Annotated in this window: 15 protein-coding genes; 4 read left to right on the forward strand and 11 right to left on the reverse strand. The window is 70.2% G+C overall.

Features of this window, described 5'->3' with window-relative positions; genetic code table 11:
* A partial coding sequence (locus ABT381_RS32465) for a type II toxin-antitoxin system PemK/MazF family toxin (protein WP_351600554.1) occupies positions 1 to 394 on the forward strand: 394 nt, incomplete at its 5' end.
* A gap of 78 nt (positions 395 to 472) precedes the next feature.
* On the opposite strand, the gene ABT381_RS32470 is transcribed toward ABT381_RS32465, so the two are convergent.
* The 7 genes from ABT381_RS32470 to clpS all read right to left on the reverse strand — a co-directional run bounded on the left by ABT381_RS32470 (position 473) and on the right by clpS (position 5,417).
* Positions 473 to 1,423, reverse strand: a complete 951-nt coding sequence (locus tag ABT381_RS32470; RefSeq protein WP_351600556.1) for a PLP-dependent cysteine synthase family protein — start codon at positions 1,421 to 1,423, stop codon at positions 473 to 475.
* Positions 1,423 to 1,701 carry a MoaD/ThiS family protein gene (locus tag ABT381_RS32475; protein ID WP_351600558.1) on the reverse strand — a complete coding sequence of 93 codons (279 nt, stop codon included), beginning with the start codon at positions 1,699 to 1,701 and terminating at the stop codon, positions 1,423 to 1,425. Before ABT381_RS32475 ends, ABT381_RS32470 begins: the two co-directional genes overlap by 1 nt.
* Positions 1,702 to 1,877: 176 nt before the next feature.
* Positions 1,878 to 1,991: a putative leader peptide gene (locus ABT381_RS32480; RefSeq protein ID WP_342668106.1), complete on the reverse strand. Its 114-nt coding sequence runs from the start codon at positions 1,989 to 1,991 to the stop codon at positions 1,878 to 1,880.
* A gap of 148 nt (positions 1,992 to 2,139) precedes the next feature.
* On the reverse strand, positions 2,140 to 2,574 hold the full coding sequence (locus tag ABT381_RS32485; RefSeq protein ID WP_351600561.1) for a M67 family metallopeptidase: 435 nt from the start codon (positions 2,572 to 2,574) through the stop codon (positions 2,140 to 2,142).
* A 92-nt stretch (positions 2,575 to 2,666) separates the two neighbouring features.
* On the reverse strand, positions 2,667 to 4,118 hold the full coding sequence (locus ABT381_RS32490; RefSeq protein ID WP_351600563.1) for an amino acid permease: 1,452 nt from the start codon (positions 4,116 to 4,118) through the stop codon (positions 2,667 to 2,669).
* Positions 4,119 to 4,503: 385 nt separating this feature from the next.
* A complete protein-coding gene (locus ABT381_RS32495; protein ID WP_351600565.1) occupies positions 4,504 to 5,106 on the reverse strand; it encodes a DUF2017 domain-containing protein in 603 nt (200 codons plus the stop codon).
* Positions 5,106 to 5,417, reverse strand: coding sequence for an ATP-dependent Clp protease adapter ClpS (gene clpS, locus ABT381_RS32500; RefSeq protein ID WP_030614367.1), 312 nt, complete (start codon positions 5,415 to 5,417; stop codon positions 5,106 to 5,108). The genes ABT381_RS32495 and clpS overlap by 1 nt, the downstream gene beginning before the upstream one ends.
* A gap of 82 nt (positions 5,418 to 5,499) precedes the next feature.
* Here clpS and ABT381_RS32505 point away from each other — a divergent pair, with 82 nt between their 5' ends.
* Positions 5,500 to 6,828, forward strand: coding sequence for a nicotinate phosphoribosyltransferase (locus tag ABT381_RS32505; protein WP_351600568.1), 1,329 nt, complete (start codon positions 5,500 to 5,502; stop codon positions 6,826 to 6,828).
* Positions 6,829 to 7,068: 240 nt separating this feature from the next.
* The gene (locus ABT381_RS32510) at positions 7,069 to 7,665 is read left to right on the forward strand and encodes an isochorismatase family protein (RefSeq protein ID WP_351600570.1); all 597 of its coding nucleotides are present in this window, start codon (positions 7,069 to 7,071) and stop codon (positions 7,663 to 7,665) included.
* Positions 7,666 to 7,710: 45 nt separating this feature from the next.
* On the opposite strand, the gene ABT381_RS32515 is transcribed toward ABT381_RS32510, so the two are convergent.
* Positions 7,711 to 8,037, reverse strand: coding sequence for a hypothetical protein (locus ABT381_RS32515; RefSeq protein ID WP_351600572.1), 327 nt, complete (start codon positions 8,035 to 8,037; stop codon positions 7,711 to 7,713).
* A 192-nt stretch (positions 8,038 to 8,229) separates the two neighbouring features.
* Positions 8,230 to 10,623, reverse strand: a complete 2,394-nt coding sequence (locus ABT381_RS32520; protein WP_351600574.1) for an immune inhibitor A domain-containing protein — start codon at positions 10,621 to 10,623, stop codon at positions 8,230 to 8,232.
* 336 nt (positions 10,624 to 10,959) lie between these two features.
* On the opposite strand from ABT381_RS32520, the gene ABT381_RS32525 reads away from it, so the two are divergent.
* Entirely contained in the window at positions 10,960 to 11,250 is a 291-nt protein-coding gene (locus ABT381_RS32525; protein WP_351600576.1) for a hypothetical protein, read from the forward strand.
* Between the two features lie 12 nt (positions 11,251 to 11,262).
* On the opposite strand, the gene ABT381_RS32530 is transcribed toward ABT381_RS32525, so the two are convergent.
* Positions 11,263 to 11,910 carry an RDD family protein gene (locus ABT381_RS32530; RefSeq protein ID WP_351600578.1) on the reverse strand — a complete coding sequence of 216 codons (648 nt, stop codon included), beginning with the start codon at positions 11,908 to 11,910 and terminating at the stop codon, positions 11,263 to 11,265.
* A 172-nt stretch (positions 11,911 to 12,082) separates the two neighbouring features.
* On the reverse strand, positions 12,083 to 12,527 hold a 445-nt coding region (locus ABT381_RS32535), incomplete at its 5' end, for an RDD family protein (RefSeq protein ID WP_351600580.1).

Here is a 12,527-nt window from a genome sequence, read left to right on the forward strand (position 1 = left end):
GGACCGTACGCGTGAGCCGGGGCGGAGCACGCGGCGCCCCGGTGACCTGCCGGTCCGTGGACGTACGGGCGCGGGCCGGGGCGCGGGGCCGGAGCCGGGCGAGATCTGGTGGGCGAGCGTGCCGTTCGAGGACGTGTCCGCCGCGAAGGACCGGCCGTGTCTGGTACTGGCCGTACGGGGCGGGTCCGCGCTGGTCGCGAAGATCACCAGCCGGTACCACGACGAGCGGCCCGGGGTGATCCCGCTGCGGCCGGGCACGGTGGGCGACGCGCAGGGCAGGCCGAGCTTCCTGGAGACGGACGAGCTGCGGGAGGTCGCGGTGGCCGACTTCCGGCGCCGCGCGGGCACGGTGGACCCGCTGCTGTGGGACCGCGTCCGGCACCTGGCCGGATAGCACCCCGGCAGGCACGAAGGCGCCCGGCCGTACGGGGCCGGGCGCCTTCGGGAAGCCGCTGTGCGCAGCGGGCGCGTGTCACGCCCAGAGCTGGCCGTGCAGCGTCTCGATGGCCGCTTCGGTGCTCTCGGCGGTGTAGACGCCGGTGGAGAGGTACTTCCAGCCGCCGTCGGCGACGACGAACACCACGTCCGCGCTCTCGCCGGCCTTGAGGGCCTTCTTCGCGACGCCGATCGCGGCGTGCAGCGCGGCGCCGGTGGAGACGCCCGCGAAGATGCCTTCCTCGGCGAGGAGTTCGCGGGTGCGGCGCACCGCGTCCGCCGAACCGACGGAGAAGCGGGTGGTCAGCACGGTCTCGTCGTAGAGCTCGGGGATGAAGCCCTCGTCGAGGTTGCGCAGGCCGTAGACGACGTCGTCGTAGCGCGGCTCGGCGGCCACGATCTGCACGCCGGGGACCTGCTCGCGCAGGTAGCGGCCGACGCCCATGAGGGTGCCGGTGGTGCCCAGGCCCGCGACGAAGTGGGTGACGGAGGGCAGGTCGGCGAGGATCTCCGGGCCGGTGGTGGCGTAGTGCGCGCCCGCGTTGTCGGGGTTGCCGTACTGGTAGAGCATCACCCAGTCGGGGTGCTCGGCGGAGAGCTCCTTGGCGACCCGTACGGCGGTGTTGGAGCCGCCGGCGGCCGGGCTGGAGATGATCTGCGCGCCCCACATGGCGAGCAGCTCGCGGCGCTCCTGGGAGGTGTTCTCCGGCATGACGCACACGATGCGGTAGCCCTTGAGCTTGGCCGCCATGGCGAGCGAGATGCCGGTGTTGCCGCTGGTGGGCTCCAGGATGGTGCAGCCGGGGGTGAGCCGGCCGTCCTTCTCCGCCTGCTCGATCATGTGCAGCGCGGGACGGTCCTTGACGGAGCCGGTGGGGTTGCGGTCCTCCAGCTTGGCCCAGATCCGTACGTCGTCGGAGGGCGACAGCCGCGGCAGGCGCACCAGGGGGGTGTTGCCGACCGCGGCGAGCGGGCTGTCGTACCGCATCAGCTCATGCCGCCGGCAACGGCGGGAAGGATCGTCACGCTGTCGCCGTCGGCGACCTTCGTGGTGATGCCCTCCAGGAAGCGCACGTCCTCGTCGTTCAGGTAGACGTTGACGAAGCGGCGCAGCTGCCCGCCGTCGACCAGGCGCTCCTTGATGCCGGCGTGCCGGGCCTCCAGGTCGTCGAAGAGCTCGCCGAGCGTGTCGCCGCTGCCCTCCACGGCCTTCTGGCCGTCGGTGTAGGTGCGCAGGATGGTCGGGATTCGGACCTCGATGGCCATGAGGATGCTCCTGTTTCGGCTGGCTGGGACGCTTCCCGGAAAGGGGCCGGAGAGCGAGTCTGGAGTGCGCCGCTGCGGGGCGCGTCGGGCGAGGCGTCCTGGGACGCGGGCGGGGCGTACGGTCAGCCCGCCGGCCGTCTCGGCCGGGCGCCTGTCGTGCGGGCAGGCGGAACCGGTCAGCCGGCTGCGCGGCGCGGACACATGGCGCTGGCGAGGCGGCACAGGTCGACGTGCAGCCGCGCAACGAGCAGCAGGCTCGGCGTCTTCTCGCTCACGTCGTGGTCAACCATGCGGTCATCGTATCGATTCCCGGTCCGGGTACTGGAACCCGGTCTCGGGATGCGGACGGACGGTGCACACCATGTGGGATGCGGCCGATCGGGCCGCCCCGGCGGGCCGTGCGCCGCCGGGGCCGTACGGGGCAAGGGGTGACGGGTGTCACGCGTACGCGTCGACGACCTCGACCTCTTCTTCGGTGATCACACCGTCCACGATCCGGTAGGAGCGGAACTGGAACGGGCCCGCGTCGTCGGCATCCGCGGTGGAGACCAGGACGTAGTGCGCGTTCGGCTCGTTCGCGTACGAGACGTCCGTACGGGACGGGTACGCCTCGGTCGCGGTGTGCGAGTGGTAGATGACGACGGGCTCCTCGTCCCGGTCGTCCAGCTCGCGGTAGAGCTTGAGCAGGTCGGTGGAGTCGAATTCGTAGAAGGTGGGCGAGCGCGCCGCGTTCAGCATCGGGATGAACCGCTCGGGGCGGCCGTCGGCGGGCGCCGGCGTCGGGCCCGCCAGGACCCCGCACGCCTCGTCGGGGTGGTCCTTGCGGGCGTGCTCGACGATCTGGTCGTGAAGGGCCCGGGTGATGGTCAGCATGGGCTCAAGAATAAGCATCGGGCCCGCGCGTACCACTAAGTGATACGTACGGGCCCGGATGCTGGACAGTGGGCGGAATCCGCCGCGGTGGGTCAGTCCTTCTTCGCGGTGTCGACGGGGCCCTTGGCCGCGAAGACGTTGGGGTCCCGGCGCTTGAGGACGAGGTAGCCGACCCCCATGATCGCGGCCCAGACCGGCGCCGCGTACAGCGAGATCCGGGTGTCGGGGTCGATGCCCATCATCACGATGACCATGGCGATGAAGGCCAGCGCGAAGATCGAGGTGTACGGCGCGCCGATCGCCTTGAACTCCGACTGCGGCAGCTCGCCGCGGTTGGCCTTGGCCCGGTAGCGCAGCTGCGAGAGCAGGATGACGATCCAGGCCCACATGCCGGAGATGGTGGCGAAGGAGACGACGTAGTTGAACGCCTCGCCCGGCCACTGGTAGTTGATCCAGACGCCGACCAGCATCATCGCGACCGAGACGGCGGTGCCGCGGGTGGGCAGGCCGTTCTTGCTGAGGTAGGTGAAGACCTTCGGGCCCTGGCCGTTCATCGACAGGTCGCGCAGCATGCGGCCGGTGGAGTACATGCCCGAGTTGGCCGAGGACAGCGCCGCGGTGAGCACGACGAAGTTCACGATGCCGGCGCCGGCCGGCAGGCCGATCTTGGCGAAGGCGGCGACGAAGGGGCTGACGCCGGGCTCGAAGACCGTCCAGCTGACGACGGACAGGATGATGATCAGCGAGCCGATGTAGAAGAGGCCGATGCGCCACGGCACGGTGTTGATCGCCTTGGGCAGGACCTTCTTCGGGTCGGTGGCCTCGCCGGCGGTGACGCCGACCAGCTCGACGGCGAGGAAGGCGAACATCACGATCTGCAGGGTCATCAGCGTGCCGCCGATGCCCTTGGGGAAGAACCCGCCGTGCGACCACAGGAGGCTGAAGGAGGCGGTGTCGCCGGCGTCGGAGAAGCCGAGCGTGATCACGCCGATGCCGATCAGGATCATGCCGATGATGGCGGTGACCTTGACCATGGAGAACCAGAACTCCAGCTCACCGAAGATCTTCACGGAGATCAGATTGATCCCGAAGAGGGCGACGGTGAAGACCAGCGCTGACACCCATTGCGGGATGTCGTGATTCCAGTACTGGACGTATGTCGCGGCCGCCGTGACTTCCGTGATGCCGGTGACGACCCAGAAGAGCCAGTACGTCCAGCCGGTCACGAAGCCCATGAAGGGGCCGAGGAACTCGCGGGCGTACTCCGAGAAGGAGCCCGACACCGGGCGGTACATGAGCAGCTCGCCCAGGGCGCGCATGATGAAGAAGATGACGAGCCCGACGATGGCGTAGGCCAGGATGATGCTCGGCCCGGCCTTCGAGATCGCTTTGCCCGCCCCGAGGAACAGGCCCGTTCCGATGGCGCCACCAATGGCGATCATCTGGATCTGCCGGTTTCCCAGACCGCGCTGATAGCCCTCTTCCGGGGCAGATCCCGCGGCGTCGGTGACGCCGTGCTGATTGTCGACCTGCGCTGAGGTCATGTGTGGTGCGCCTTTCTCCATTCCGACCCGGTCTGTTCCGGATCGGGTCCCGATCCCCCCGGATGGAGTCCTGCACGCCAACGGTCGGCCGGCGCAGCGCTCCCGCGGCGACAGGGGTGGCGTCACCGACGGCAGGTCGAGAGTTTCTACCACGACCACTTGGGATGTACTACCGGGACACCGTAGGGCACGACAGGGAAAAGAGGACAAAATTCAAAAGCCGCAGGAAGACCGGGCGCAGCAGTAATGCGATCGTTATCCGGATTTGATCGTCCGTTGAGCGAACGCATCTCCGTACGTAGTCGGACGTACCGTCCGGGTCACAGAGCCGCCGGTCCGGACCATGATCCGGGGGTGGCCGCCGGCCCGGAGACCGGCGCGGCCCTCACTCGGGCATCAGCGTCTCGATCAGGGTCTCCTGGAGCCCGCCCAGCCAGAGGTACGCCATCGCCATCGGCTTGCGCGGGTCCTCGTCCGGCAGGCCGAGCAGCTCGCTGCCGTCGTCCTCGTCGCTGACGTCCAGCCGGGTGCCGATCGCCAGCCGCAGGTCGTTCAGCGCGCCCAGCCACTGCTGGGACTCCTCCGGCTTGAGCCGCAGCACCGCGCCCTCGGAGCCCTTGCCGCCCTCGGTGGACAACGCGTCCAGCGCCCGGACCACCGCGAGGGCGTCCTCGCGCTTGCGGGCCCGCAGGTCGTTCTCCGTGTAGCGGCGGAATTCCGCCGAGGCGGCGCGCGCGTCGTCGTCCGGCACGTGGTCCGGGCCGCCGTAGGCGTCGGGGAAGAGCCGGGCCAGCGCCGGGTCGGACGGCGGCTCGCTGGGCCCCTCGGCGAAGAGCGCGTCCAGCGGGTCCTCGCCCTCGGCGGGCTCGTCGCCGGGGCCCACCAGCTCCATCAGCTGGACGGCCAGGCTGCGCAGGATGGAGATCTCGACCTCGTCGAGGGCGGCCGCCGCGCCGCCGCCGGGCAGGGCTTCGAAGTGGCCGGCCATCAGCGGTCCTGCGTGAGGGTCGCCCACAGGCCGTAGCCGTGCATCGCCTGCACGTCGCGCTCCATTTCTTCGCGGGTGCCGCTGGACACGATCGCGCGGCCCTTCCGATGGACATCGAGCATGAGCTTGCGGGCCTTTTCCTTGGAGTACCCGAAGTACGCCTGGAACACGTAGGTCACGTAACTCATGAGATTGACGGGGTCATTGTGAACGACGGTCACCCAGGGAACATCGGGCTCCGGCGCCTCGAAGGGCGCTTCCGTCGTTTCAGGACGTTCGATCTCCGTCGGTGCGACACTCACGGGTCCCATGCTGCCACCCAGGAGGGGCGCGCGCACAAACGACCCGGGGAAATCGTCAATGTGACGAGTACGCGAGGTAGCATCTCCTGTTATGAACACAGCAGACCTGGGGCTGCCGGTGGCCGTGCCGTCGACTGCGCTCTTCACCGATCAGTACGAACTCACCATGGTGCAGGCCGCGCTGCGGTCCGGCACCGCCGACCGGCGCTCGGTCTTCGAGGTCTTCACCCGGCGGCTGCCCGAGGGCCGCCGGTACGGCGTGGTCGCGGGCACCGGGCGGCTGCTGGACGCGGTGGAGAACTTCCGCTTCGACGCCACGATCCTGGACTTCCTCACCGAGCGCGGCATCCTCGACGAGACCACCCGCGCGTGGCTCGCCGACTACCGCTTCCGCGGCGACATCTGGGGCTACCCGGAGGGCGAGGTCTACTTCCCCGGCTCCCCCATCCTGCGGGTCGAGGGCACCTTCGCCGAGGCGGTGCTGCTGGAGACGGTGATCCTCTCGATCCTGAACCACGACTCGGCGGTGGCCGCCGCGGCCTCCCGGATGGCGGTCGCGGCCGGCGAGCGCCCGCTGATCGAGATGGGCGCCCGGCGCACCCACGAGCTGGCCGCCGTGGCCGCCTCCCGGGCCGCGTACGTGGGCGGCTTCCACACCACCTCCGACCTCGCGGCCGGCTTCCGGTACAACATCCCGACCGCCGGCACGAGCGCGCACTCCTTCACGCTGCTGCACGACAACGAGCGGGACGCGTTCACCGCGCAGGTCGACAGCCTCGGTGCGGGAACGACTCTGCTGGTGGACACCTACGACGTCGCCGAGGCGGTCCGTACCGCCGTGGAGGTGGCCGGGCCCGGCCTCGGCGCCGTCCGCATCGACTCCGGCGACCTGCTGCTGCTCGCCCACCGGGTGCGCCAGCAGCTGGACGAGCTGGGCGCGACGGACACGAAGATCGTGGTCACCAGCGACCTGGACGAGTACGCCATCGCCTCGCTGGCCGCCGCGCCCGTGGACGCGTACGGCGTCGGTACGCAGCTGGTCACCGGCAGCGGGCACCCCACCTGCTCGATGGTCTACAAGCTGGTCGCGCGCGCCGACGGCGACGGCGACGGCGCGCCGCTGCGGCCGGTCGCGAAGAAGTCCATGGGCGGCAAGGCGTCCCACGGCGGCCGCAAGTGGGCCGCGCGACGCCCGGACGCGGACGGCGTGGCGGAGGCCGAGGTCATCGGCACGGGGCCGGTGCCGGCCGAGCTGGCCGACCGGCAGCTGATGGTGCCGCTGGTGCGCGGCGGCGAGGTGATCGCGCGCGAGCCGCTGGACGCGGCGCGCGACCGGCACATCGCGGCCCGCGCCGGGCTCCCGATGTCCGCGATGCAGCTCTCGCGCGGCGAGGCCGTGCTGCCGACGGAGTACGTCTGAGCGCTCCGCGGTGACGGTTCCCCCGGGGATGTGGTTCGTCGGCTGCGGGCCGTGTGTGGCTGGTCGCGCAGTTCCCCGCGCCCCTTACGGGGCGCGGGGCGTACGCGGCCCCCACACGGCTCCTACTCCCGCAAAGCTGTGCGAGTGGCTACCCTCGGTCACATCGGCACTTGCCGTAGCCCCCACAGGTCCCACAGCCGCCACACTCTCCCCCCTTTTCCCATCCGGAAGGCACGCACCATGCACCGGGCATTGATCGTCGTGGACGTCCAGAACGACTTCTGTGAGGGCGGCAGCCTCGCGGTAGCGGGCGGCTCGGACATCGCCGCCGCCATCACCGATCTGGTGGGCGAGGCGGCAGGCAGCGGATACCAGTACGTGGTCGCCACGCGTGATCACCACATCGACCCCGGCGACCACTTCTCCGTCCGGCCGGACTACGAGCACAGCTGGCCCGCGCACTGCGTCGCGGGCACCGAGGGCAGCGGCTTCCACCCCAATTTCGCGCCCGCGATCGTCTCCGGCGCGATCGACGCGGTCTTCTCCAAGGGCGAGCACTCCGCGGCGTACAGCGGCTTCGAGGGCGTGGACGAGCACGGCGCCTCGACGGCGGAGTGGCTGCGCGCGCACGAGGTGACCGAGGTCGACATCGTCGGCATCGCCACGGACCACTGCGTGCGGGCCACGGCCCTGGACGCGGTGCGCGAGGGGTTCCGCACCCGGGTCCTGCTGGACCTGACGGCGGGCGTGGCCGCGCACACGACGGAGGCGGCGGTCGCGGAGCTGCGCGAGGCGGGGGCCGAGCTGACCGGCAAACCGGTGGTCAGCGCGGGCTGAGCCACCGGTGGCCGGCCCGCGGGCCGGCCACCGGCCGGCGGCCCCTCAGAGCGCCTCCGGGACGGCCGGGCGCAGCAGGGCCCGTATCGGGTGCCAGGACTCCGTGTCGTCCTCCGGGGCGCCGCGCCAGACCAGCCCGTCGGGGTGGTGCAGGACCGCCGTGATCTCGTCCGGCGTGGGCGGTTCGGTGTTGCCGCGCAGGTAGACGGCGCGCAGCCCGAGGTTGCGCAGCCTGGTCAGGGCGCGTGCGCGGTTCCCGGCGTGGACGAGGACGCGTACGCGGTGGCCGCTGCGGCCCGGTCTGGGCAGCGAGAGGGCCACCACCACGCTTCCGCCCGGAAGCCTGATGAAGCCGGAGCCGGTCAAGGTCATGTCTCCCCCGTGCATGGTCGGTGCATCGGTCGGTGCATGGTCGTGCGGCCGGCGCACGCCGGGTCGGGGCATGCGTCGGGAACCCCTCGTGAGACTACGTGTCAGCAAGAAGGCCGCAGGAGGCATCTAAACGCGATCGGCCGCCGCCCGCTAGGGGGCGACGGCCGATACGTTTCTGACCTGCGGCTTTACTTACTTCTTCGCCGCGGGCCCGACCTGGAGGACCACCGTGGAGCCGTCATGGGCCTCCTTGGTGATCTTGATCCGGGTGTTGGTGTCAGGAACGATCACGCCACCGGTCGGGTTCGCCTTGTCGTAGTAGACCCCGTACCGGTCGTCGAAGACGGTCACGCCCTTCTGCGACGCGATCTTCGCGGCCTTGCCGTCCTTGTGCAGCGTGAGCGCGTCGGTACGGGCACGGGTGAAGGTCGAGTCGTAGGTCTGGAAGCGATTGCGCATGAGCTTGCCGTCCGCCCACTTCGTGGCCTTCGGGTGCGCGTCGACCGGGAGGATCTGGCCGGCGCCCGGGTGCTCGCCCACGTTGTTGTCCGCCTGCGAGGTGTCCCACAGCCAGATCAGCGTGCCGTTCTGGAAGGGGAAGTGCTCGACCCAGTTCGGCCGGGTGGAGGTGAAGCCGAAGTTGTACGGGCCGCTCTTGAGGGTCTTGTCGTACGAGACGTACTGGCGGTTCTCGGCGAGGTAGTACTGCGGGTAGTCCTTGGTGAAGGACTCGCCGATGCGCGAGAAGCCCTTGGCGGTCCAGCCGGCGTCGTCGCCCTCCGCGCCGTCGGTGAAGAGCGGCTTACCGTCGGCCACGACGCTCAGCGCGTCGGCCGCGAAGCCCTTCTGGGCCACGCCGCCGTCGGTCTGGTAGCGGAACCGCAGGTCGATCTTCTTGCCCGCGTAGGCGTCCAGCGGGTAGACGAGGTCCTGGTACGCGTCGACGGTGCCGGTCAGCGCGGGCTTGTCACCGGCGTCGCGCGGGATGGCCTTGCCGTTCGCGGTGCCGTCCACCGGCGTCCAGTTGGCGCCGCCGTCCGTGGAGACCTCGGCGTACAGGTAGTCGTACTCCTGCTCGATGTCCCACCAGCCCTTGAGGTTCAGGGACGCCTTGGCCTTGCCGGTGAGGTCGACGGACCGGGTGAGGGTGTTCTTCAGGTCGTCACCCATGCCGCTCCACCACTGCTTGGTGCCTTCGGCGGGCTTCACGACGGAGGTGCTGACGGCCTTCTGCGGCAGCTCGACGACGAGTGCCTGCTTGTTCTTGGTGTTGTACTCCGCGACGCCCAGCTTGTGCGTGGAGGCCGTGGCCGCCTTCGCGGTGCCGTAGTTGAGCCAGCCCAGCTGCAGCTTGTCCCAGGCGCTCATGTCGCCGGGCAGGTCGCCGATGGAGTCCTTGCCCTCGCCGAGCCAGGAGCCGGAGGACATCAGCGACCAGAAGTCGACGGAGGACTCGCCGGTGCCGCCGGTGTCGTACTCGTCCGGCAGGCCCAGGTCGTGGCCGTACTCGTGGGCGAAGACGCCGAGGCCGCCGTTCTCCGGCTGCATCGTGTAGTCGCCGACCCAGATGCCGGTGTCACCGATCTGGGTGCCGCCGGCCCTGTTCTCACCGGGGCCGGTCTTGCCGGCGTCCGTGCCGTACGCGTACCAGCGGTGCGCCCAGATGGCGCTGGTGCCCTGGACGCCGCCGCCCGCGGACTCGTCCTCGCCCGCGTGCACGATCTGGAAGTGGTCGATGTAGCCGTCCGGCTCGTTGAAGTTGCCGTCGCCGTCGTAGTCGTAACGGTCCCACTGGTCGTACTTGGCGAGGTCCGTCTTGATCTGCGCGTCGGTGCGGCCCTTGGCCTTCTGATCCTTCGCCCACTGGTTCACGCCGTCGCGGATCAGGTCCCAGGCGCTGGAGCAGTTGGTCTGGCCGCAGTAGTTGGAGCCGTAGCGGGCCTCGTTCCAGTCGACCTTGACCCAGTCGGAGACCTCGCCCTCGACCGAGTAACGGCCCGAGGACTGCTTCTCGTAGTACTTCGCCAGGGACTCCTTCTTCTTGTCGTGCGAGAAGTAGAGGTCCTGGTAGTGCTGCTGGTTGAAGTCCTTCTGCCAGTCCGTGCTGTTGTCCGTCGCACGGTCCGGCTCGGCTATCTCGTTGTGCGCGGGGCCGGGGTCGCCGCCGTACTTCTTCACCGGCGGCTTGGGGCCGGCGCCGTCCGGGTCGTACATCGTCGTGTCGTCGACCTTGGTGCCGAAGTCGACCAGGATCGTGAAGATCTTGTCGGTCTTCTCCCGGCCCAGCTCGACGTACTTGCCCTTGTCCAGCTTCACGACCTGCGAGCCGCCGCGCTTCGTGGTCTCGGCGTCGCCGGATATGACCTGCCGGAGCGCTTCCTCGCGCTGCGCTTCCTGGCGGTCGCTGAACGGGCCCTTGAGGTCGTGGTCCACCGACCGCTCGGCGGGCGCCGGGTCGTTGGACGGGCTCGCGGCCGGATTGCGGCCGTCGGCCTGTGCGGCCCCCGACGCGAAAACGGCCGCCCCGATCGCGGCGGTTGCCGTGGCCAGGGCGGCCGATCTGAACAGCAATCTCTGGGATCTCACGTTGCGCTGTCCTCCCCTGTGACGAACGGTCGTTGGAGGCATTGGACCGGAACGCCGGGGGAAAAGACAGACCTTGATTTGAACACATCAGCGAAGTACGTTACTCGGCTCGCAATGTACGGGTATCGGACGCCACCCGGTCCGCACGGAGGAATCAACGGGCGTGCCGCAAGGGGCGGTTCGCCGGACGCATGAATCGGTGCGCCCCCCGTGCACCGGGCCAGTGGGTCAACTCACGCTTACCGGACGTTCCGCTCGGGCAGTAAGGACCGTAGAGTCTTTTGGCGGCGCGCCAAGTCGACTGACACCCCTGATGCTTCCGAGGACGGACCCGCCATGCCTCGACCGACTGCCGCACAGCTCGTCTACGGTTCGGCCACCGTCGTGCTCTCCACCCTCGCCATGCTGCTGCTCTCGCAGACGAGGACGGGCATCGGGGTCGCGGTCATCGCCCTCGCCGGGCTCGGGCTCGGCCTCCTCGTCGCGGTCACGGCGCCGCTGCCGCGCTTCGCGCGCGCCCGCCGGACGCGCGTCGCCGCCCCACAGGTACGGCCCGAGGGCTTCGTGGGACGGCGTACGTCGCCGACCCGGCCTGCCGAGGCCCGGGTCGGCGAACACTCCCGGTAGAGCGGCGTCGGTTCAGCCGGTCGACACCACCACCGTGCGGGCCGCCTTGTCGTGCAGGCACTGCTGGTACGGCTTGTCCCAGGTGCACCACAGGACGTTGACCAGCCAGAAGATGGTGCCGCAGCAGGGGATGACCTCCGGCAGGGTGTAGACGGCGGCGCGCACCCAGCCCGCCTGGGCGGTGGGGATCGCCCCGTTCTCCAGCATCGCCACCCTGATCTTCATGGCCATCTTGCCGACGGTCTGGCCCCGGGTGGTGAGCATCAGGCCCTCGTAGATCAGATACGCCAGCATCGTGACGCCGGAGACCACGGTCTGCTTGCCGCCGTCGTCGGTGGTGGTACCGGGGTAGTCCACGCCGCCCACGATGAACCACATGATCAGGCCGACCGGCACGCCGATGAGGATGCCGTCGATGATCCGCGCGAGCAGCCGCCGGCCACGGCCGGCGAGCGGCGGCATCCCGGCGAGCGGGTCGGGGGCGCCGTACGGATCACCGCCGTATGGGCCTTGAGGGCCGCCGCCGTAGGGGCCTTGGGGCGCGCCGCCGTACGGGTCGCCGCTGCCCGGCGGCGGCTCCTGCGGGTGCTGCGGCTTCTTGAGGAACGGGTCGTTCTCCGGCGGCTCACCGGATCCGGGCCTCGGCTGGTCGTTACTCATGGCCCGAGTCGACCGCGTACCACCGGTCGCCGCATCCGGCGTGCGCCGATCGGGGGAAGTGCGGCGTCCCGGAGCGGGGCACGCGCCGTGCGCGGGCGCGCCCCGGCAGTCCGGGGCGCACGCCTGCGCGCGGGCTCTCAGCCTTCAGCGGTCGGCGGTCGGCCGTCGGCGGTCAGCCCTCGGCGACGAACGTGCGGGCCACCTTGTCGTGCCAGCACTGCCGCCAGGGCCGGTCGATCAGGCACCACAGGGCGTTCACCACGCCGATGGCCAGTACGCCGAGCACGCCGTACACCAGCCAGCGCTTGACCGCCGCGCCCATCCCCGGGGTGTCGTGCCCCTCGATGTCCAGCACCTGCACGCCGCAGACCTTCTTGCCCAGCGTGTGTCCCCACTTGGCGGTGGGCAGCGCTTCGAGGAGCAGCCCGACGATCAGCAGGACCGCGATCACGATGGCCAGATAGCCGCCGGTCGTGCCGTCCAGGAGGTAGACCGTGGTCTGCACGCCGGACTGCTTCGCGGCCCGCTCGTCCAGCTCCGCGATGGTGACCGCGCGCGTCCCGTGCTGGAACGCGACGCGGTCGGGGAACTTGCGTGCGCAGCGGACGAGTTGTGCC

It is taken from the genome of Streptomyces sp. NPDC000151, assembly GCF_040301705.1.
GTDB lineage: Bacteria > Actinomycetota > Actinomycetes > Streptomycetales > Streptomycetaceae > Streptomyces.